Source organism: Saccharothrix sp. ALI-22-I (genome assembly GCF_001984175.1).
In the GTDB taxonomy this organism is placed as follows: domain Bacteria; phylum Actinomycetota; class Actinomycetes; order Mycobacteriales; family Pseudonocardiaceae; genus Actinosynnema.
This window is the reverse complement of the sequence record NZ_MTQP01000067.1, coordinates 324,962-345,048: the sequence shown is the minus strand read 5'-3', so window position 1 is coordinate 345,048 and position 20,087 is coordinate 324,962. Positions and strand designations below refer to the sequence as shown.

The following is a 20,087-nucleotide window of genomic DNA, read 5'->3' as shown; positions in this document are numbered from 1 at the left end:
GCAACGTGGCGCAGGGGGCTTCGGGGACGGGAAGCTAGGCGGGGGCCGGCTCGGGCGCCGGGGATTCCGGCTGCTCGGCGAGCGCGTGGATCTCGCTCGCGATGACCTCCAGGGCCACGACGTAGCGCAGCGCAGGCTGGAAGGCCGCAGGGTTGGGGTCGTCGGCCGCGGGGGCGTCGGTGAAGACGCCGAGGATCATGTCCGCAGCGTGGTCGTACTCCCAGCCGAGCAGACGCAGCGGCACGCCAGGGACGGCACTCGCGTTCGGGGCGGTCACGGGCAGCAGCTCCTACTGGTCGGCGTGGAAGACCACGTTCAGCGTGATGTAGTTGTTGCCGCTGCCCAGGCGCAGGATCTCGCCGTTGGCGCGGACGTCGATCCGGTTGAAGGTGTCGGCCTGGTTCTGGACGGTGAGCAGGGTGGCCGAGGGCCGGTACCCGGCCGGAAGGGTCGCGACGTGGTTGGCGGTGCCCCAGCGGACCAGGCCGCGGACCTCCACCAGGCCGCCACCTCCCGCGCGGTACGCCGCGGTGGCCCACTCCTCGCCGTAGTTGACCCAGCCGTTGAGCAAGGACAGCGGACGCCAGTAGTCGCCGAATTCGCCCGTACCCCACTTGACCGGGGGCGTGCCGTTGGCGTCCTCGTTGCGAGTGGCCAACAAGATCCAGTGATCAGGGGTGTCCCAGGTTCCGGGGTCGAGGTAGTCGGTGATGCGGAAGTTGTCGTTGCGTGTGACCTTGTCCCGACCCAGGGGCAGGACGTACCACAACGACGAGAACAGGGGCATGGGGATGCGCCCGGACGTCACGGTGACGCCCGTTCCGCCTGATCCGCTGGGGATGACCGTGCCATCAGGGGGCATGAGAATCTCGAAGCGCCCGTCCGTGGTCCAGTTGCGCCCCTTGCCCAGGCTGATGGCGAAGAACCGCCTGCTCCAGGCCACACTCCGGTCGGAGGCGACCGACTTGACACCACCACCGGTCAAGGCGAACTGCATCTTGGTGGTATTGACGAACGGGCCGTTTCGAGCGTTGAAGACATGGATGCCCATCAGAGGTCCATCTCCACTCCGGAGGCGTTGATGGCGACGAGTCCCACGCTGTCGCTCCACGCCTGGAGTTGGTTGCCGCTCTCCAACACCTGGGCGCAGTCGAGGGTGAAGACGCTGCCCGGCGCGAGCACGTACCAGGCGACGAGTGGCGTGCCGTTGAGCGAGACCCATACGTAGACGCTCGCGGCGTTGATACTCCCGCTGTGGGTGATGATCAGGTTCGTCAGTACCCAGCGCTTGCCCGTAGGCACGGTCGCCACGGGAAAGCTCCCGGTGTTGGACAGCGTCGTTCGTGCCAGCACCTTCGGCGTTGCCGCCACGCGCTACCACACCCCCATCAGGCTCATGACCGCCGCGTCGTCCGTGGCGGTCGTTCCGATCTCTGCGTTGCGCTCCAGCGCCGAGATGCGCTTGCGCGCGTCCTCCAAGCGCCGGTTGAGCGTCTCGTTCCGGTCGAACTGCCTCGGGTCGCCGAGGATCGCGCCGAGCTGTACGCCGCCCGCGCCGACCACGAGGACGTAGCCGGTCGCCACGGCCGTGAGCTCGCCCGAGCCGACGACCGCCGCGACGCGGTCGCCCAGGTGCCAGTCGATGCCGAAGCGCATCGTCAAGTCGTCGGTCGGGACCGCGCGCATGGCGACCGCCGTGAACCCTTCCTCGGCGAGCACCTCGTCCGCTGCCTGCTGGTACTCGGCCGGGTCGTCGGTCTGCCGCTGGTCCACGAACCGCTCGATGCGGCGCCCCCACTCCGCTTCCGCCGCAAGGGCTTCAGGCGTGGTGGCCGCGAGGAAGCTCCGGTTCGTCAGCTCACCCTGGCCACCCACGATCACCTGCGTGGCGCCCGGCGGGGCGACGGCGACCGACTGGGAGGCCAGCGTGCCGGTCAGCACGTCCAAGCGGATGTCCAGGCTGCGGTCGGTCACCTGGTAGGTCTCGAAGACCAACTCGGTGCCGCGCTGCACGACCCGGAACCCCAGACCCGCCATGACGGCGACGTCGGCGATCAACGCGCCCAGTACGGGGAACCTGGCGGACTTCTTCACCTGGGGACCGCGGGCCAGGTTGGTCCCCATGCGCAGCCTCGCCTTGCGGCGCGCGGCCGGGGCGGCGGGTCCGCAGTTGGCGTTGACGAAGCCGTGGATGACGGACTCGGCGTCGCCCTGGCGCACGTCGTGCGAGAGGGCCTGCGTGGTCGGGTCCGGGTTGGACGGCTGGGGCCAGGCCAGCATGTCGGCCAGCACGACGGAGTCGCTGACGCCCTCGACGGACACCATGCCCTCCGGGTCGTCCGCGGAGGTGACCACGACCGGGCTCACGGTCGGCCCGGACATGAGGATGTCCTGCGGGCCCGTGACGATGATCCCGGAGCCGGGCTGGCGCAGGACGCTCGCGAGGGGGTGCTCCGCGGCCAGCTCCAGCTTCCACGTGCCGATGCCGTTGTGCTCGCCCTCGATGCGGAGGTTGAGCTCCTCGGGCCGGATCAGGCCCAGGCGCTTGAGGTCGCGGTCACGCACTTCCACGGTGAGGTCGGCGAGCTGCACTGCTAGATCACCATCCACTTCCGGGGTCGCCAGGTGCACACGATGCGCGACTCGGGGATGACGTCCTCCAGGCTGACCGTCGCGGTGGTCGTGCCGGGAGGGATGGACCAGAACTTGGGGGCGGGCGCGAGCTCGCCGTAGCGGTTCGCGCCGAGGTGATCGACGACCGTGCCCAGGCTGGCGTCCAGGATCAGGCTCTGGCCGACGTCCAGGGTGCCGCGCCAGTGCAGCAGTTCGCCGGTCGGCGAGATCGCCTTGAAGTCGCGGCCGGGGCCGATGACCTCCCACAGGGGGGAGGCCGAGGCGTCGCCCGTGTTCTCCAACTGGATCTGGCCGATGGCCTGCGAGCTGGCAACGTTCATGTTCGCCAAGCCGCCGACGAGCAGGCCGCGGGTGGTGGCCTGCTCGCCGATGGTCTTGCGCGTGGGCACGGAGTAGGTGAAGAAGGGATTTCCCGCGCGCAACGTCACGACCAGGAAGAGGTCGGTCTCACCGATCGTGTCGGCGCCGAAGGCGTAGTCGCCGCCGCCTACACGGACCACGGTGGTGGTCCACGAGGTTCCGTCGTCCTCGACCCAGCGCAGCGTGCAGGGCTCGGCCAGCATGACCGCCAGCCGGGTCACCAGGCGCTGGAGCTCGACGCGGTCGGGCGCTTCGAGCAGCAACGGGAGATCGACGTCGCGCGGCAGTACGCGCTTGCCACGGTAGATCGCGCCGTCGCCCGCGCCGCTGAGCCACTGGACGGCGACGGGGGGCAGGCCGAGCCCGGTCGCGCCGGACAGGGCCTGTACCCCCCTCCCTTTCTTCAGGGCGTCGTCGAGGTCGAAGACGTCCGTCGCGGATTCGAGTTGAAGACGTGGCACTTACCAGCCCACCATTCGTGCGCGACCCGAGGCGGCGAACAGATCCTCCTCGGAGGAAATGGACGAGCCGGGTGCCGCGTAGTAGTTGAGAACCTTCTGAGCGCCGCGCTCGCCGTTCGACAGTGCGCCGTCCGCGATTCCCGCGATCCGTCGTGCGACGCCGGGAGCGCCTACGTCGGGGGCGATGAATTCGGTTCCGGCTACATCCTCAGTGAGCCCCTTCAGCGAGGCGCGTACCGCGTCGTAACGCGATTCCAGACCGTCGATGAAGCCGTCAACAACAAGGCGTCCGGCACCGAACAGGATCGTCCGGTCCCGAGAGGCCGGCCCCTTCCAGTCGGGCAGCAGGGAAGTCAGCTCAGAGAGCGTGTCCTTCACGCGCTGGAAGGCATTCCGGATTCCACTAAGGAATCCGTCGATGACCTTCTTGCCCGCCTCGACGAGGATTCGGCCGGGGTCGCCGAGGGATTCGACGATGCGACCGGGAATGCCCTTCACCCAGTCGATGACGCCCTGCACGCCGTCCCGGACGGTGTCCTGGATCGAGCGCCAGGCGTCGGACGCCTTCTGCTTGATGTTCTCCCAGGCTTCGGCCATGTTGCTCTTGACCTCTTCGGCCTTGGAGCGCAACGTGGAGCCCAGGTTCGACCAGAACTCGCCCCAGCGTCGCCCCATCTCGCTGGCGACTTCGCCGAGCTTCCGCTTCTTCTCGTCCCAGGACTCTCCCCACTTCTGGGCCATCTCGACGAGCTTGTTCTTCAGGGGGGCCAGCATGGTGACGCCGAGGAACAGATCGAACAGGCCGCCGATTCCGTCCCAAATCCCCTTGCCGACTTCCTTGATCCCGTTCCAGACCTTGTCCCAGTCGCCCGTGAGGAACCCGGAGAAGATGTCCCAGGCACCCTTCATGGTCTCGAAGGTGCCCTTGAACATGTCACCGATCCCGGACAGGGCGGTGGACAGGTTCTCGCCGAGGTACTTCGCCAGTTCCAGGATCGCGGGAAGCAGAATCGGCAGGATTTCGCTGTTGACCTGATTGAACTTCTCGATCATCGGGTCGATTACCTCGACCAGTTTCACGATTCCGTCAATGAGGCCGGGAAGCGCTTTCTGCACGAAACTCACGAATGCCGGGACGAGCGTCTCGGCCATTGTGAGCGCCAGTTCCGCGAGGTCCGGCAGAAGCGGAGTGATCGCGTCGAGAATCCTGATCAGGCCATCCGCGACGGTCGGAATCAGCTCGATGAGCTGCGGCAAGATGTCGGCGACGGTGTCCGCCCAGATGCCGACCAGGTCTGAGAACAGGTCGGCGAGCTTGGGTAGAAGGTCGCCCGAGGTCAGCGCTTCCAACGCTGTGATCAGTGCCTCGCCGATGATCGGCAGCACCTTCTCCAGCGCAGGCACCAAGCCGTTGATCGCCTTGGTGAGTGCCGGGATCAGGCCCTCGTCGGCTGCCTGCGCGAGCGCGTCGGCGAGGCGCAGCAAGACGGGCGAGAGGGCCTCGACCACGCGCAGCAGGCCGTCGCCCAGCACGTCGACCAGTTGGATGATGCGCGGCGCGAGTTTCACCACGACGTCGGCGACGGTGGTGAGCACCTCGCCCAGCAGTGGGCCCAGGACGCGGGCGATCTCGCCGATGACCATGCCCACCACGCCCAGCGCGCGGCCGAGCGGCTCGAAGGCCGGGGCCAGCGCCACGACGGCGTCGTGGATGCCCTGGAACATCAGCACCAGGCCGCCCTGGAAGGCGGGCTGGCTCAGGGCCGTGGCGACGCTGTCGAGCAGCGTGCCGATGGCGTTGCCTACCAGCGGCAGGATGAACGTCAGCGTCTGACCGAGGCTCTCCAGCAGGCGGGCGACCGCCGGGCCCGACTTCGAGGAGATCAGGTCCATCGCCTCGTGGGCGGCGCGGAAGACCTCGGTCAGGCCGTGCTGGAAGCGGTCGCCGTTGACGATGTCCGCGATGCGGGTCAGCGCGTCGGCCAGCGTGCTCAGCGTCGAGCCGCCCGCGGCCTCGGCCGCCTTCATGACCCCGGCGAAGATCCGTCCGATCTGGAGGATCACCGTGCCGAGGTCGGCCAGCGCCTGGATGCCGTGGTCGATCCAGGTCTGGAGTCGGCCGTCCGCCGCGGCCTGCCCGAGGAACTCGTCCAAGCGCCGGGAGACATCAACGAACCAACCCGCCAGGCGCGGCAGGTAGGACGCGCCGACCGTGCCGAGCTTCGCCAGGATTCCGGCGTAGGCGTCCGTGCCCGCGCTCGCGATGCGGATCGAGGCGATGAGCCCGGCGAACATCCCGTCGAGGACTTCTGCGGGCAGTGCCCTCGTCAGGGAGTCGGCGAGCCGGGCGAAGAACGTGCCAAGGGCGTCGGCCGTGCGCCCGAGCCCTTTCTCCAGGGACGGGAACAGCTTGTCCACCAGGCGGCGGATCGGGGCCTCGGCCACGCTCCAGAACCGCTCGGAGAGCTGGTCCTGGAGGGCGCTCAGCCGCTCCTTGACCTCGGGGATGACCTCGTTGAAGTCCTTGAGGACCGCGATGGCCACGCCCACGCCGATCGCGATGCCGCCGAAGATGCCGGGCAGCGCAAGCGCCGCTCCGCCGATCTGCGCCAGCGACGCCGACAGCGCGAAGAGGTTGGAGACCGCGGTGATCGCCCAACCGGCCAGCCCGGCGACTGCGAGGGCGATCGAGCCGATGATCGGGACGCTCTTGTCCAGGTTGGACAACGCCTCGCCGAGGCGACGAATCCAGTTGCCCGCAACGCGGGCGCCGGACAGCGCGGCCAGGGCGGCGCTCACTCGCGCGGCTGCTGCCTTGTTCAGCTCGACGACGATCTGTACCCGGCGGGCACGGGCCAACGCCGCCAGCTTGGCCTGGGTCGCCTTCTGCGCCACGGCGTTGACGTCGGTGTGGATCTCGGCGGTCAGGCCGCTGATGCGGTCCTCGATGTCCTCGATCTCGCGCTCCAGCTTGCGCCGGGCGACCGGGTCCAGCTCGGGCTTGATCTGCGCCTTGAGCTGCTCGACCTTCTCGGCGTACGCCTCGATCTGGCGCATCGTCTTGGCGGCGGTGGCCTGGTCGAGGGTCGGCGCGATCTTGACGCCGTCGAGCCGCGCCTGCACGCGCTGGCGGATCTCGTCCGCCTTGGCGTAGTTGGCAACCAGTTGCAGGCGGTGCTGAAACTGGAGCTTCTGCTCCAGTTCGGCCTTGGCCTTCTCCAGCGAGGCGCGGTCGGGTTTGACCTTGATCTCGACCTCGCGGAGCTTCTCCAGCTCGGCGTCGATCTTCGCTATGGCCGAGCTCAGGCTCGCACTGCTGGCCTTGTTGACCTTCAGGTCGATGGTCGCCGCGGCGTTGATCTGGTCCTGGAGCTCCTTGCGAGCCTTCTCTAGCGACGCCTTGTCCATCTTGACCTTGAGATCGACTTCGGCGAGCTTCTCCAGCTCGGCGTCGATCTTGGCCACGGCGCGCTGGAGGGACGCCGCGCTGCCGGGCCGGACCTTCAGGTCCAGGGTGGCGATCTGCGCGAGCTGCTTCTCCAGAGCGCCGAGCTTGGCGGTCAGGTCGGCCCGATTGAGGCCGACCTTGATCTCCTTCTCGTCGAGCTTGTCCAGCTCGGCGCGCAGGCGCGCGATGCCCCGCTGCACCGAGCCCTGGTCGTCCATCTTCACGCGCAGGGTGATGCCGTCGAGCTGCTTGGCCGCGGTCTCCCGCACCTTGCGCGCCTGGGCGGCGACGCCCGTCATGTCGAGGTTCGGCTTGACGACGACCTTGACGTCCCTTAGTGCCTTCTCGACGATCGTGAGCTTGCGCTCGGCGTCGGCCCGGAACTCCTCGGTGTCCGGCAGCACCTTGACCGCCACGCGGCCGATGATCTGTGTGCCAGACATTGGCTACCTCCTGGAGATGCGGGCGTGCAGATCCGCCACGGAGACCCGCTTCTTTGCGGGCGTGTCCTTGGGCTTGTCCGTGGGGCGCGGCCACTCCGGGAAGATCGGGGGCTTCTTGCCCCAGTTGCCGGTGGCGCGGGTGTTCTGGTTGAGGGCGTCGAACGTGTCGGCAGCCATGTGCCGGTCGATGCCCCAGCCGAAGTGGTGCATCCCGCCGTTGGCGAGTGCACGGGTCATGGAGGTGTCGGGCAGCCTCTGCACCAGAGCGATGACGAAGGACGGGGCCGGTCCGCGGCACTCGATGACGTCCACCAGGTCGATGCCGTAGTGGAAGCGCAGGTCCGCATACAGGCCCCGCCCGTAGTCGTCGATCAGGCGGCAGAGGACGAGGCTTCCCCCACGCTCTGGCCCTCCGTGTAGCGCTCGAAGACTTCGGCGAGCACGCCCAAGTCGTCGCCGATGGCCTTGATCAGCGCGTTGGCCTGCGTGGCGGTCTGGGCGATGGTGCGGATGGCGTTCTGGAAGACCACGACCTGGTCCACTTCTTCGCCCTCGACCTCCATCTCCTTCTGAATGCCGATGAGCTTGTCCCGCTGGGCCTTGGGCATCCGGAGCGGGTTGAGCAGGCGGACGACGGTGTCACCGACCTCGATGTCGGTGCTGCCGTACTTGCGGTCGGCGGCGGCGCGGATGTCGTCGAGGGAGAAGCTGGACACGGTTTGCGGACCTCCAGGGTTGTTGTGGCACAGGGGGAAGCGGACCGGGGAAGGACCACCGCGAGCGGTGGTCCGGCGCGCACGCGGGTCCGCAAGGCACGTGCGCGCCGGGCGTCAGGGGGAGACGCGGATCAGGCCGCCGCGCCGGACTCCCAGGAGTTGCCGTCCCAGTGGGCCTGGGTGGAGTCGCCGAGCACGACGTACTGGCCGGTGGCCCACGCCGTGGCCGGGGAGGCGGTGATCGAGGCCGCACGCAGCGCCGTGAGGCTGGCCGGGAGCGCCGCGCCGATCGGGGTGAAGGCGCCGGGGCTGCCCGCCGTCGCACCCGTGGCAACCACGGAGGCCGGGGTGCTGGTCAGCGGGGTCACCGCGTAGGTCCAGTTGTTGGTGCCGTGAACCAGCGGGGTGATGCCGATCGGCATACCCGCCAGGGACTCGGTGTCCGAAAGGGACAGGTCGTCCGCCCGGTAAATCTCGGCCTTCGGGGCGTAGAAGGCGAAGGTGTTGTCGCCGTCCACGAACACGATGAGGATCGCCGAGACGGTCGGCTTCGGGTCGGTCGGAACGCCCAGGGTTCCGTTGGCCAGCAGGGGCGCGTTCGCGCCGTAGAACAGCCGCAGGCCCTTGATGTCGAACTGCTGGAGCACGAACGTCATCCGCTCGGTCCGTGCGCTGTAGCGCGTGCGCAGCGTCTTGTTCTGGAGCGTTGCCAGCACCGTGGCCTCGCCGCCCTCGGAGGTGATGCTGAGCAGCTCCTCCAGCGAGGTGTGGCCGACGTTCTCCCACGGGGCCGCGGGCGAAGTCAGGTCGGACGGCATCTCCGTGCCGGTCGGGGCCAGCAGGTAGTTGCCGGTGTCGATGACGAGAGTGGCGCCGTCGTCGAGTGCCAAAGTCGTTCCCTCCCAAGGGAATCGGGGGTCAGCAAAGACCCCGCTCCTCGACGAGGGCGGGGTGAGGGGGAGAGGGTCAGCGCCTACGCGGCTTGCGGATCTCCAGGTCGTAGGTGCTCTCGTAACGCCACATGCCGGTGGGCAGGTCGGCGTACTGGACCGGGCCCGAACTGGTCGCCCAGTCGGGCTTGCGACTCGGCTCGGCGCGCATCCTGATCGAGATGACCGACCCCAGGCCGGGGTAGGAGGCGTGGGCCAGCCAGGCGTTGCGCATCACCACGCGCACGGCCTCGCTGACGAGGGCGCCCTTCTCGTCGCCGTCCGGGTCCTGGGTGAAGACGTTGATGCTGAACCGCGCGGCGTCGGTGAACCGCGGGTCACCGCGCCAGGCGCCCAACGCGGGCAGGCGGCGTACGAGGATGAACAGGCCGGGGGCGTCGTCGGCGATGAGCGACACCACGGGGACGTCCGGCAGGCCGTCGCGCAGGATGCGCAGGCAGATGTCCTCGATCGGCGTCAGCTCGACCAGGGCCAGCACGCTGGCGGGGAGGTCGATCACCGCCTGCCCCTGCGGGGCTTGCGCTGCATGCCCATCGCGTCGCGGAGAACCCCGAGGCCCTCCATGCCCGCGCGGCCGTCCGGGTTGTCCTCGGTCGGCGGGACGGGCGCGCGGCCGAACTCGATGGACAGGGCGGCCATGAGGCCGCGCTCGTCGTCGAGGACTACGTAGCGGTCGATGTCGCCGACGTCGATGCTGATCTGCGCGTCGCCGTCGTGACGGTGCTCGGCGAGCCTGGCCTCGGCGTTCTCCGCGCGGTCAAGGGCGATGCGGTCCAGGTCGTCCTGCACGGTTCGGTGCAGGGCGATGAGCTTCTCGATCTTGTGGCGCCCAACGCGCCGGTACACCTCAGCCACTACGGCCTCTCTCGGATGTCGAGTGACCAGTGCCGGGTGCGGCGCGTGCCGTGGTGGTACTGCGGCGGCGAGACGATGTCCCACTGCTTGCCGCGCCACTCCACGCGAGACCAGAGGTTCACGCCCTCCAAGTCCGCGGACACGATCATGCGGGTCACGTTGATCTGCTGCTGGCCGGGCACCTCGGCCTTCGAGCTGCGCTGCGGGATGAACGCCGCGCGCACCTCGTGCGGGCCGGAGGGCTCAGCGCGGGTCACGTGGTTGCCGCGCCGGTCGGTGGTCTGAACGGTCTTCCAGATGCGGGCGGGCTGCCCGCGCTTGCGCTGGTGGCTCACCAGGGGCTCTCCGGGTCGGAGAACATCGGGAGCCGCTTGCCGCCACCGGTCACGGGGACGTACGAGGCGTCCGGCTTGGGTCGCGCGGCCCAGCTCGTGGTCGGCACGGACAGCAGCGCGGTCTTGCCGGACATCGCGGTCAGCGCCCGCAGCTCGTCGCGGTTGAAGTGCGCCGAACCCGCCCTGTCACCGAGCTCGGCCCAGGTGAGCGTCTCGTCGCCCGCGCGAGAGGTGACGTACCCCTCGGGGTTGCGCATGTAGCGCACCGCCGCGCCCAGCACCAGTGTGCGGACGAGCTGCGGGGCCGCCAGCGGGTCGGGCCACGGGCGGCCGTAGTGGCGGGCCCAGCCCGACAGGTCGTCCAGGGCGGCAGCGCCGAGGCGCTCCTCGTCGTCGTCGAGCGTCCAGTCCAGACGGGCCTTGAGCTGGTCCAGCGTGGCGAAGGGCTCCATGTTCGTGTCTCCTTGCGCACGCGAGCAGGCGGCACGCCCGAAGTGGACGTGCCGCCGTGCTCAGGGGATCAGGCGTTGGCCGGGTCCGTCTCGACCTTGCGGCCGGTCGGGGTCCAGACGCTGGCGTCGCTGATGCCGGTGATCTGTGCCAGCTCCGAGGAAGCGGCCGGGTAGTTCGACGCGCCGTCGAGCTGGAGCTTGATGCCGCGGACGAAGTGCTCCGAGGCCGAGATGACCTCGGTCTTGTTCACCTCGTCCCAGCCGACCAGGACGTCCTTGACGTTCCGCGTGCCCGCGTAGCAGTTCACGACCGAGCGGTCCTGCATGTACTCGGAGTCGTAGTCCCTCACCCAGCGAAGGCCCAAGCCTTCGAAGGACGTGGTCGCGCCGTACGGGACGGACTGCGGCACAGACGGGGCTGCGGTCGCCAGGATGAACGCCGAGCTGGCGAAGGCGTAGGCGTCGCCGGGGGCGATCGTCTGGTCCACGACGAAGCTGAAGCCCATCTTCTGACCCAGCGAGGCCAAGCGCAGCGCGCTCTCCGCGGTGTCGTCGCCGACGTACTGCGCGAGGTTGAGCTTCTCGTCGTTGAGCAGGGCGGCCTCGAAGTCGGAACCGACCACGATGTAGCGGGCGCCGTCCGGCACGCGGAAGGCGTTGAGCACGCGCCGCGCCTCGACCAGCGCGCCGCGCAGGTTCCGCTCGGTGTTGCCGATCACGACGTTGTAGGCCGCGCCGGTCAGGGTCGTGACGCAGCGCCGAGCCAGGCCGCGGGCGACCGCCTTGACCTGGGGGCGAAGCAACTTCGCCCACTGGTCGATGTCGAAGTCGTTCTGCTCGTCGGTCAGCTTGACGGCGCTGTAGAAGTTGCCACCGAAGGTGACGGGGATCTTCCGCTCCGCGTACTCGTCGAACTGGATGCCCGTCGAGCGGTCGTTCCGCCAGGCGTACTCGTGGAACGGCAGCACACCTTCGACCTTGACGGTGATGGTGTCGTCCTTGGACCCCTTGAACTGGTCAACCCCCTCCTTCTGGAAGAGGTTCGGCAGGACGAGCTCCTGCTCCAGCATCCCGATCGCGGTCGCGACCAGCTTCTCCGGCTTGACTACCTGGTGCTGAGGGGTGGGCACTGTGTGGCTCCTCCGGGGCATGACAAAGCCCCCGGCCGGATCGGCTCGGGGGCTGGTGGGCGGGGGTGTGCTCGGCTAGCGGTCGGCTAGCGCCGGGTGCGACGGGCGAGCTTGCGGGGGTCCATCTCGCCGTCGTCGCCGTCGTCGGGGGTCAGACCCCCGCCCAGCACGACGGATTCCGTTGTGGGCGCGTACTTCTGGAGCGTCTTGGCGACCGCCTCCAGCTCGTCGGCCGTCTTGCCCGTGAGCAGCGTGGCCAGCTCGTCGGGCAGCTCGTACTTGCGGGCGACCTGCTCGCGCACGAGCTGGTGCTCCAGTTCCGCGACCTTCTCGGTCAGCGTCGCCGTGGCGGCCTGGAACTCCTCGGGCGTCTTGGCGTTCTCCAGCGCCGTCTGCGCGTCACGGAGCTGGGTGCGGTAGCTCGCGGCTTGCGCGTTGGCCTTCTCCAGCTTCTTGCGCGCCCAGGCCGGGAGCTCGTCCTCGCGGGCGTCGTCGCCCTCTACCTCGGGGGCCGTCGAACCGTCGCCGGATACCTCGCCGCCCTCGGGGGTCGTTGCGCTCCCCGTGGCCTGCTGGTCATCGGTCTTCGACTCCTCGGCGGACTTGTCGGGCTGGACGGACTCGGGCACGGGACGCCTCCTGGACGTTCTCGGGGTGGATCACGCCGCGTCACCTGGACGCGCACGGGCCAGGCGCGCGGCTTCGCGCTGTTCCCGGCGGATGCGGCGACGCCACTCCGTGAGCGCCGCCTTGCCCTTGAACCCCTTGTCGGCGATGTGGGTCTTCCACTCGGCCCTGTAGCGGCGGTTCAGGGAGGTCAGCGACGACTGGTCGAACTGCTCGCGGGTGTAGATCACCTCGCAGTAGCAGTGACAGCCGTCGTGGTACTTGTCGCCGTCCGCGTAGATCGCGGACTGCTCGGAGCGGTAGACCGCCCCACGCGAGATCAACATGGCGCACCAGCCGCACGGCGTCCCGGTGCGGGACAGACGGACGTACCCCAGGACGCGCCGGTCGCGCTCGGCCGTCGCCCACGTGGTGCTCCTGGCACCGTTCATGGCGACGCGCTCGGCGGCGGCGGCCTGGTGTGCTCCGGCCTTGCGATGGGCCTCGGCGCGCATCGCGTCCACTTCGGACGCGGGCAGCTCCTCGTCGATCTCGTTCAGCTTGCTGTCGAGGTTGTCCAGTCCCAGGACTTCAAGCACGAGGCGGGCCTCGGCCTCTGCCTCGCGCTCCAGGCGCTCCAGCTCGCGGTCGAGGCCGTCGATCGTCTCGACGGGGACTCGGTCTTCCTCGGGGGTGTCGGTGGGCCGGCTCTCGGGCTCGGGCCCGCTCTCTGCGGGCCTCTCCGGGATGGGCCGGCTCGTCGTACCGGCAGGCTCCTCGGCGTCCTCCTGGGGCGCTTCAGGGCTTGTCAGCGCGGTGAACTCGGCGCGCAGCATGGAGAGGGTGACGTAGGGCGGGGCGGGTCGCCGAGGGTCGGCGATCGTCGTGCCGGTGCGCAGCGCGCGGGCGAGGCGGTAGTAGGCCATCGCCAGGTCCCGCGACTGACGCCTGCGGATCATCACCAACCGGACGGCCCGCGCCAGCCAGGCCGCGCTGAGCGCGGTGGTCCTGGCTGGCGGGACGTTCGACCACAGATCCAAGGCGTCCTGGATTGTGGCGACGCCGATCTGGGTCAGCGCCAGGTGGAAGGCGACCGACGCGGCGTCCGACTCGGAGGCCGGGACGGGCGCCGTCACGCAGCCACCTGCGAGGCGTCGGAGAACTCGACCTTGGGTGCCGGGGTGGTGGCGCGGCGGATGGACTGCGCGAGCTGGAGCTCGGCGTCCTCCTGCTCGCGCAGGTCTTCCCAGTCGTCGATCTCGTTCTGCGTGACGCCCGGAACGCGCCGCCACAGGCCGCGCCTCGGCACGCCGAGCTGGTCAGCCAGCTTGCCCAGGGCGTCCGCGGACTGCGCCAGGGAGCGCTGCTCCATGTCGCGCCAGATGACCTCGCCATGCCAGTCGTCGGCCGACGCGGAGTCGCCCGCGAGCTCGGCGGCGAGACGGAAGACCCGCTCCCACGCCTCGGAGAAGACGCGGCGGAACTCCTCGATCTTGCGCGACAGCGCGGTCTCCGCGGCCAGCAGGGCTTCCGCTGACAGGTTGGCGATCTGACCCAGCAGGTGGTGCGGAGGAGTCTGAGACACGGCCGCCAGGTGGCGGATGCTCATGTCGATGGACTCGATGTAGCCGCCGAGCGGCGTCTCGTCCAAGGAGCCGAACTTCACGTCGGCGTCCTCGGCGAACAGGAACCGCTTGGCGTTGAGGTTGATGGGCAGGGGCACGGGGTTGCCCTGCTCGTCGAGCTCGGGCTCGCCGGTCTCCGGGTCGCGCTTAACCGGCGGTGCCATGCCCGAGGCGTAGCGGACCTTGAAGCTCCCGCCGGTCTGGGCAATGAGCAGGTCGAAGACTGTCTGGTTGATACGGTCCTGGAGCTCGATCATCGGCTCGATCACGCCGATCGTCCGGCCCTCCAAGTCCACCAGGGCGGCGAACCTCGTGACCGGACACTCGCTGGAGCCGTGACGACGGCCGTTCTGCACCTTCACGCTGTCCAGGTCGGACAACGACTTGAAGGTGACCTTGTACTCGTTGCGGGAGTCCCACATGCGGGCGATGCCGCGCTCGTCCCCGCGCGGATGCTGGACGATCGTCAGCGCGGCGAAGGGGACCTCGTCGTTGGCGGGGTCCTCGAACAGGGCTGCGGTCTTCATCGCGGACAGGCCCTTGGAGCGGACGCGCCCCTTGACCTTCTCGGTCAGGGTGAAGCTGTGGCCGTAGCCCAGCGCGCCGCGATAGATTGCGGACTGCCGGGCGCCCAGGCGTGAGCGCTCCCAGTGATCCCACTCGGGCAGGGTCGCGCCGTCGCCACCCTTGGGTAGCTCGCCGGGCCGACCGCGCCGGAACCCGTCCACACACAGCGCCTGGGCGGGGGTGCCGACGAGTAGCGGCATCCAGTTGGACACCGCCCGCCTCGCCAGCATCTTGTACTCCGCGTCGGCGGTCTCCGGCATGTACGGGTCGTCGTGCCGCCCGTGCAGGTAGTCGTCGATCCGCTCCAGCCGGGCCTTGTCCTTGTAGAGGATGCCCAGGAGCTGCTTCGCGAGGGACGCGGGACTTGTGTCTGCCAAGGGGTTTCACCGCCTTACATGAAGTAACCGCGCCCAGTGCGCTTCTTGGTCTTCTTGCCCCGCGTGCGCAGGTCGTAGAGCGCCTCGTGCGCGAGCATCAAGGCCGCGTAGAGGTCAACCTTCCGGGGGGAATCGGCCGACTCCTTGCCGAAGCTCAGGCCGTAGTTGTTGGTGCGGCGACGCGCGTTGAGCGCGTGCCGCTTCAGGGCCAGGTCGCCGTTGTGACCCAGCTTCGCGTCGAAGATCGACCGCATGAGCCGCTCGTGCGCCAGCGTCGAACGCTGGAGCGAACCACGCATGTCCCACGCGACGGCGTTGCTACCCGGTGCCTTGACCGAGAGCCCTTCGCCGTACGCCTCGGCCCAGTCGGCGATGTAGCTCTCCCACAGGGCGACGTCGGCGTAGAACGCCTTGACCTCGTATAGCCGGAACGTCTCGTGCACCGTGCTGTCCACGGCCGCGCGGTTGACTTCCCAGTTCTCGCCCTGTGGGCCGTCCGGGCGTTCCCAGACGTCGATGACGAACGCCGTGAAGTCGGAGATGCGGATCGCCACGAGGGCGGTCGCGTCGTCAGACTTGCCGCCGTCGAACCCGAGGACGATCTCGTCGCCGGGGCGCAGCACCGCGCCCTCGCACAGGCAGGCCGCCCACTCGGCGGGCCCGTACAGGGCATCCTCTTCGGCGACGATCTGGTTGAGCCACATCCGGCGGGACCGGCTGGCCGAGATCGTCGTGTCGAGGACGGACTCGATGATCGCCTCGACGCGCAGCCAGATCGCGTCACCCCGGATCTTGGGGATGACGATGCGCAGCGCCTCGGGCGTCAGTGGGGTCCTCGGGTGCGCCTCGATCGAGTCGTAGAGGAACGAGATCGCAGCCGCGCGGCCTTCGAGCATCTTCTCGAAGGCATCGCGCATCCGCTCGGCTACGGAGTCCTCGCCGGGCAGGTAGGCGTTGGTGATCGCGAGGTAGCGACTGTCCTTTTTGGTCGCGTTGCCGTCGATCGTTTCGTACATCTTGTGGCCGTTGTTGCCGCTCACCCAGTGATGGGTTTCGTTGAGCAGCACGAACGTCGTCCGCTTGCCTTCGATGGCGCGGTACGACGACGTGACGGCTTCGAGGCGGCACTTGCCGCCGTTGGCGCGGATGAGCTCCGCGCCGTCACGGATGCGGTAGGTCTTCTTGAACCGCTCGCTCATCAGCGAGGGGATCAGCGCCATCGTGTTGGTGGTCTGCGACTGGTTGACCGCGGTCACCTGCACCCACGCCTGCGGGTGCGGGATGCCGACCGGCTCCATCGTCTTGGTGTCCCAGTGCGAGAACCGCGACGGGCCGACCAGCTCGACGAGGCACATCACCGCGAGCAGGGGGTCCTTGCCCCAGCCCTTCATGCGCTGGAGGACGCCCTTGCGGTAAATAAAACGGCCGGTCTCATCGACCGCGTACCACCACAGGATGAAGCGGAGCTGCTCCGGCGTGAACTTCCACGGCCCGCCGTCCTCGGCGAGCAGGTACTCCGCGCACCACCCGGCGATCTGCCAGCCGAGGGTGTAGCGCGGCAGCTCCCAGGCGCCGAGCGGATTGCGCCGCCAGGTGGGGCCTAGGAACGACGGCTCAAGCCCGTCGATCTCCTCGGCGGTCAGCACGTTCGCCACTGGTCACACCTCCTCAGGCGGGGAACCGCGAGGCAGTGGGTCAGGCTCAGGCGAGGCCGAGATCCGCGCGGTAGCTGGCAATCGCCGTGACGGAGGCGGGAGTGCTCTCCTCCTCCGGCTCGTGCAGCTCGATGCGCACGCGGCGGCGGTCCCCCTCGGTGACGAGGAGCCGCTCGAACGCCGAGTAGATGGTCTGGAGCATCTGCCCCGACCGCTTCCCACCCGGCGCCCGCTTGTAGTACGAGAGGTCTTCGCACAGCGACCAGGCGAAGGCCCAGTCGCTGTCCTGGTAGAAGTCGGCCTGGCCCGAGCTCCTCAACGCCCTGTAGAGGCGGATCGCAATCGGGTGCCAGTCCTTGTCCGGATGCGGGACGGTGACCGAGCGCAGGACGCCGCGGGTAACCGGCGTGGCGTCGCCGCCCTTCCGCTCACGCGGCCGGGCGAGGTTGTCCTCGCGGTCAGGCACGGGACCTGGCATCTCGATCACCTCCTCGCGAAGTAGGGGACGCCCGCCCCGTGGAGAGGAGACGGGGCGGGCGTGGTCGCGTCGATCAGAGGCTGAACAGGTGCTGCCAGTCGTCGCTGTAGCACTTGCCCCAGATCGTCGTCTGGTTCGGGCGGTACTTCCGTTGGAAGGCCGCCATCGCGTCGGTCGTGGGCGGGTCCCAACGACCGTCAGCCCAGCCCGCGTGGCCTGGCGCGAGGCCGAGCTGCTGGAGCTTGACCTGAATCGCCCGGATGTGCGGGCGCTCCCAGTCGTACTGGGCGCCCGGAGCGCCACCGTGCTGGGCGTTCGGGCCGCGCCAGTCGCCGAACCAATGCCCAGCCGGGAGCGGCCAGCCGGGAACGGCGGGCTTGGGCGGCGCCGGGGCGGGCGCGGGCGCCGGAGCAGGTGCCGGAGCGCTGGTGCCCGTCAGCATCGGGATGTTCCACGGACGCGGGTCCAGCAGTCGCCGGTCGTTCATCACGCTGAAGTGCGCGTGCGACCAGTGGCCCGAGCTGGCCGTCCACTGGTACGGACGGAATTGGGGCCGGGTGTCCATGATCAGCGCCCGGTGGATCGCGTACTTCAGGCGGTTCTCGCCCTGGTCGCGGCACGCCACCCGGAGCTGGTCCGTGAACTTGTTGAGGTCGAGGCCGATTTCGGGGTGGTTCGTGATGTCCAGCGCGGTCACGTACGCCTGGCCGTCGATCACGACCCACGGGTTGTGATCGGACGCCGAACCCTGCGCGCGGTGAGCCGCGTCGCCGATCCAGCCGTCGCTGGCCTTGTTCCGGCCGGGGAACTTCTGGTCGAACTGGGACCGGAGGGTCACCAGTGCGGGCGCCAGGAGGTAGGACAAACGCTCATCTCCATTCGCAGGGCGCACAAAAACCCCCGCCAGCCGATTCGCTGACGGGGGTTATCGCGCGCAGGCGCGGCGGGACTCGAACCCGCGACACACGGTTTTGGAGACCGTTGCTCTTGCCGCTGAGCTACACGCCTTTGAAGCAAGACGAGGGGCCGGCGCCCTCGTCCGCAGGAATTCACAGAAGGCCGGGGTGATCCTCTGTGCGCCGGAATTTCGCGTTCTGCCGCCTCCAGTTGGCGGCTTTCGCCGCCGCCCCTTCTTTGGAGGACTTCTGTCGGTGATGCCACCCGCAGAGCGAGGTGAGGTTGGCGTCTCGGTGGTCGTCACCGGGCAGAACGTGGTCCACGTCGCTCGCCGGTTCCGCGCACCGCTCCCCGAGGTCGTCGAGGTGGGTGCAGCGGTAACCGTCGCGCCGCAGAATGCGGGCGCGGATGCGAACCCAGTCGGCCGGGAGGCGCGAACGCCGGTCAGAACCGGACCACTGGGGCATGGCGAATACCGCCTCACGACGTGGAAGAAGGAGCCTCGACGACGTTCGCGGGGAGAGGAGGACCCGCTGCCGACCCGAGGCGACTTGGAAGGCACAAGCGCAGAAGGCTTGTATTTGCCTAAGTGACTTCGTCTGTAGGCCCCGAAGGGGCCTAAGCCTTCAGCACTTCGTCTTGGCGTTTCAGGCTTTCACTTATATATACGGTTGTTGATCATGGTCTTAGAACCGGGCTTTGCTGTGACCTGGGCCACATGCCTTCAGGCTTGAGCGGCGGCGAAGGTCTGAGTGGAGGCTGGGGCCCTGGCGGGCCCGCGGCGGCGAAGGGCTGAGCCTCCTTGGGAAGGCTTGGCGATGGGGCCCCGGAGGGGCCCACGTGAGGAGGAGCCTCGAAGGCTTGGGCCCTGGCGGGCCCACCCAGCTTATCTCAGGTTGCACACCTTGGGTGCGGTCGCGGGCATGGGCAGCGAACGGGCGACCGGCACTGCCGCGGCGGCCGAAACCGCCCGTTTCCGCGAGCACCAGTTCGGCGCCGCACGAGCCTCCGCAGGCGTATCCGAGCAGGCAGAGGCCCGTGTGGAGGCTCCCTTCTGCCGCCGTGGGCCGCAGGCCCCCATCGAGCGAAACGGCGAGATTCTGCTCGCCGCCGCGCGAGGCGTAAGCCTCCGCTGATCCGCGCTGAGCTGCGGCGACACGGTGAGTGGCCTCCGCTCTCAAGCTTGCGAGCGACCCTGGAACTGTGGCGGGATCTCAGCCGCTAAGACATGGCGGTACCGCTCCTGGCTCGCAAGGGGTCATACCCCCAGGGGGTAGAAAGGCGCTCGGCATGGTGTACGGTCGCGCGCCCGTTCGCGCGGTTCCCTTTCATCGCGGAGCGAAGCCACCAGCGAGGCAGGCAGCGACCAGCGAGCACCGACCAGCGCGCGGAAGGCAGGGCAGGCACAGGCCACAGCGTGAGCCAGGTCACAGCAAGTGGGAGGGCAGCGCCGGGCGCGTGTGACAGGCCCTGCCTATGTGGATCTTGAACCCATAGAAACGCCGTTATACGGCTGCCTCTACCAGCGGAAACGTCTCAGAGGCCCTGTCGTGAATGGGGGTGGGTAGAGGTACCGGACCGTCGAAAAATCGCCTCTACGGCCACGCTAGGGCCCTCTGTGGCCGTGCCTGTTTGGGTAACTTGAGATGTCTCTCTATGGGGGTAAAACCGTGTCCGACCAGCGCAAATGGTCCGGATTTGACTCAGGTGTGCAACCTGAGTAATGTTTGCCGTGTCAGAACGAAGGCCCCCCACCAGGGGGAACGAAGTTCCGGCGCATGGTCCTTAAGAACTGAATTCTCAACTTGCACACCTGGCAGTCACTTGCTAAGGTTGCACCAACGCCGAAAGCGACCGCCACAACGGGAGCGAACGGGACGCGAGTTAGACCAGCGCAACGGGCAACCGTTGTGAAGTCGGTTGGATCACTCCGCAACGGGCGGGGGTTAGGTTGACCGGCTGACCTGGGAAGACATGCGGAACGGTCCGAACGGTGAGGCACCAGCACTGAGGCAACGAAAGCCAGACAAGCGCTACCAAGTGTGTAAGTTGAGAATTCGAGTCGGGCCTGCTAAGGTTTGACACAGCACGAAAGAGA

At 68.6% G+C, this 20,087-nt stretch carries 20 protein-coding genes and 1 tRNA gene; all 21 read right to left on the bottom strand.

The genetic code is table 11. The features are described from left to right. Positions 1-34 precede the first annotated feature (34 nt). A complete protein-coding gene (locus ALI22I_RS34035) occupies positions 35-277 on the bottom strand; it encodes a hypothetical protein (RefSeq protein WP_077009652.1) in 243 nt (80 codons plus the stop codon). A 12-nt stretch (positions 278-289) separates the two neighbouring features. Beyond that, positions 290-1,051 carry a hypothetical protein gene (locus tag ALI22I_RS34030; RefSeq protein ID WP_077009651.1) on the bottom strand — a complete coding sequence of 254 codons (762 nt, stop codon included), beginning with the start codon at positions 1,049-1,051 and terminating at the stop codon, positions 290-292. Then, positions 1,051-1,311, bottom strand: a complete 261-nt coding sequence (locus tag ALI22I_RS34025; protein ID WP_179118452.1) for a hypothetical protein — start codon at positions 1,309-1,311, stop codon at positions 1,051-1,053. Before ALI22I_RS34025 ends, ALI22I_RS34030 begins: the two co-directional genes overlap by 1 nt. Positions 1,312-1,374: 63 nt before the next feature. Further along, entirely contained in the window at positions 1,375-2,592 is a 1,218-nt protein-coding gene (locus tag ALI22I_RS34020; protein ID WP_077009649.1) for a Gp37-like protein, read from the bottom strand. A gap of 2 nt (positions 2,593-2,594) precedes the next feature. Further along, entirely contained in the window at positions 2,595-3,455 is an 861-nt protein-coding gene (locus ALI22I_RS34015) for a phage tail domain-containing protein (RefSeq protein ID WP_077009648.1), read from the bottom strand. Further along, the gene (locus ALI22I_RS34010) at positions 3,456-7,346 is read right to left on the bottom strand and encodes a hypothetical protein (RefSeq protein WP_077009647.1); all 3,891 of its coding nucleotides are present in this window, start codon (positions 7,344-7,346) and stop codon (positions 3,456-3,458) included. A 3-nt stretch (positions 7,347-7,349) separates the two neighbouring features. Then, entirely contained in the window at positions 7,350-7,658 is a 309-nt protein-coding gene (locus ALI22I_RS34005; protein ID WP_077009646.1) for a hypothetical protein, read from the bottom strand. A gap of 59 nt (positions 7,659-7,717) precedes the next feature. After that, positions 7,718-8,062, bottom strand: a complete 345-nt coding sequence (locus ALI22I_RS34000) for a phage tail assembly protein (RefSeq protein WP_077009645.1) — start codon at positions 8,060-8,062, stop codon at positions 7,718-7,720. Between the two features lie 131 nt (positions 8,063-8,193). Then, positions 8,194-8,952, bottom strand: coding sequence for a phage tail tube protein (locus ALI22I_RS33995; protein WP_077009644.1), 759 nt, complete (start codon positions 8,950-8,952; stop codon positions 8,194-8,196). 76 nt (positions 8,953-9,028) lie between these two features. Then, a complete protein-coding gene (locus tag ALI22I_RS33990; RefSeq protein WP_077009643.1) occupies positions 9,029-9,511 on the bottom strand; it encodes a hypothetical protein in 483 nt (160 codons plus the stop codon). Beyond that, positions 9,508-9,867, bottom strand: coding sequence for a DUF5403 family protein (locus tag ALI22I_RS33985; protein WP_077009642.1), 360 nt, complete (start codon positions 9,865-9,867; stop codon positions 9,508-9,510). Before ALI22I_RS33985 ends, ALI22I_RS33990 begins: the two co-directional genes overlap by 4 nt. After that, the gene (locus tag ALI22I_RS33980; protein WP_202971134.1) at positions 9,867-10,202 is read right to left on the bottom strand and encodes a phage head completion protein; all 336 of its coding nucleotides are present in this window, start codon (positions 10,200-10,202) and stop codon (positions 9,867-9,869) included. The genes ALI22I_RS33985 and ALI22I_RS33980 overlap by 1 nt, the downstream gene beginning before the upstream one ends. Then, positions 10,199-10,654 carry a hypothetical protein gene (locus ALI22I_RS33975; protein WP_077009640.1) on the bottom strand — a complete coding sequence of 152 codons (456 nt, stop codon included), beginning with the start codon at positions 10,652-10,654 and terminating at the stop codon, positions 10,199-10,201. The genes ALI22I_RS33980 and ALI22I_RS33975 overlap by 4 nt, the downstream gene beginning before the upstream one ends. A gap of 68 nt (positions 10,655-10,722) precedes the next feature. Next, positions 10,723-11,784 carry a phage major capsid protein gene (locus ALI22I_RS33970; protein WP_077009639.1) on the bottom strand — a complete coding sequence of 354 codons (1,062 nt, stop codon included), beginning with the start codon at positions 11,782-11,784 and terminating at the stop codon, positions 10,723-10,725. An 86-nt stretch (positions 11,785-11,870) separates the two neighbouring features. Continuing rightward, a complete protein-coding gene (locus ALI22I_RS33965; RefSeq protein WP_077009638.1) occupies positions 11,871-12,413 on the bottom strand; it encodes a DUF7239 family protein in 543 nt (180 codons plus the stop codon). A gap of 30 nt (positions 12,414-12,443) precedes the next feature. After that, on the bottom strand, positions 12,444-13,526 hold the full coding sequence (locus tag ALI22I_RS33960; protein ID WP_077009637.1) for a VG15 protein: 1,083 nt from the start codon (positions 13,524-13,526) through the stop codon (positions 12,444-12,446). Further along, a complete protein-coding gene (locus tag ALI22I_RS33955) occupies positions 13,523-14,959 on the bottom strand; it encodes a phage portal protein (protein ID WP_077009636.1) in 1,437 nt (478 codons plus the stop codon). Before ALI22I_RS33955 ends, ALI22I_RS33960 begins: the two co-directional genes overlap by 4 nt. A 14-nt stretch (positions 14,960-14,973) precedes the next feature. Beyond that, positions 14,974-16,614, bottom strand: a complete 1,641-nt coding sequence (locus ALI22I_RS33950) for a terminase (RefSeq protein ID WP_077009635.1) — start codon at positions 16,612-16,614, stop codon at positions 14,974-14,976. 46 nt (positions 16,615-16,660) lie between these two features. Further along, a complete protein-coding gene (locus ALI22I_RS33945) occupies positions 16,661-17,092 on the bottom strand; it encodes a phage terminase small subunit (RefSeq protein ID WP_077010129.1) in 432 nt (143 codons plus the stop codon). A 73-nt stretch (positions 17,093-17,165) separates the two neighbouring features. After that, positions 17,166-17,957 (bottom strand): peptidoglycan-binding domain-containing protein, encoded by a 792-nt coding sequence (locus tag ALI22I_RS33940; protein WP_077009634.1) that lies wholly within the window; start codon positions 17,955-17,957, stop codon positions 17,166-17,168. Between the two features lie 70 nt (positions 17,958-18,027). Further along, a tRNA-Trp gene (locus ALI22I_RS33935) sits at positions 18,028-18,100 on the bottom strand. Positions 18,101-20,087 lie beyond the last annotated feature (1,987 nt).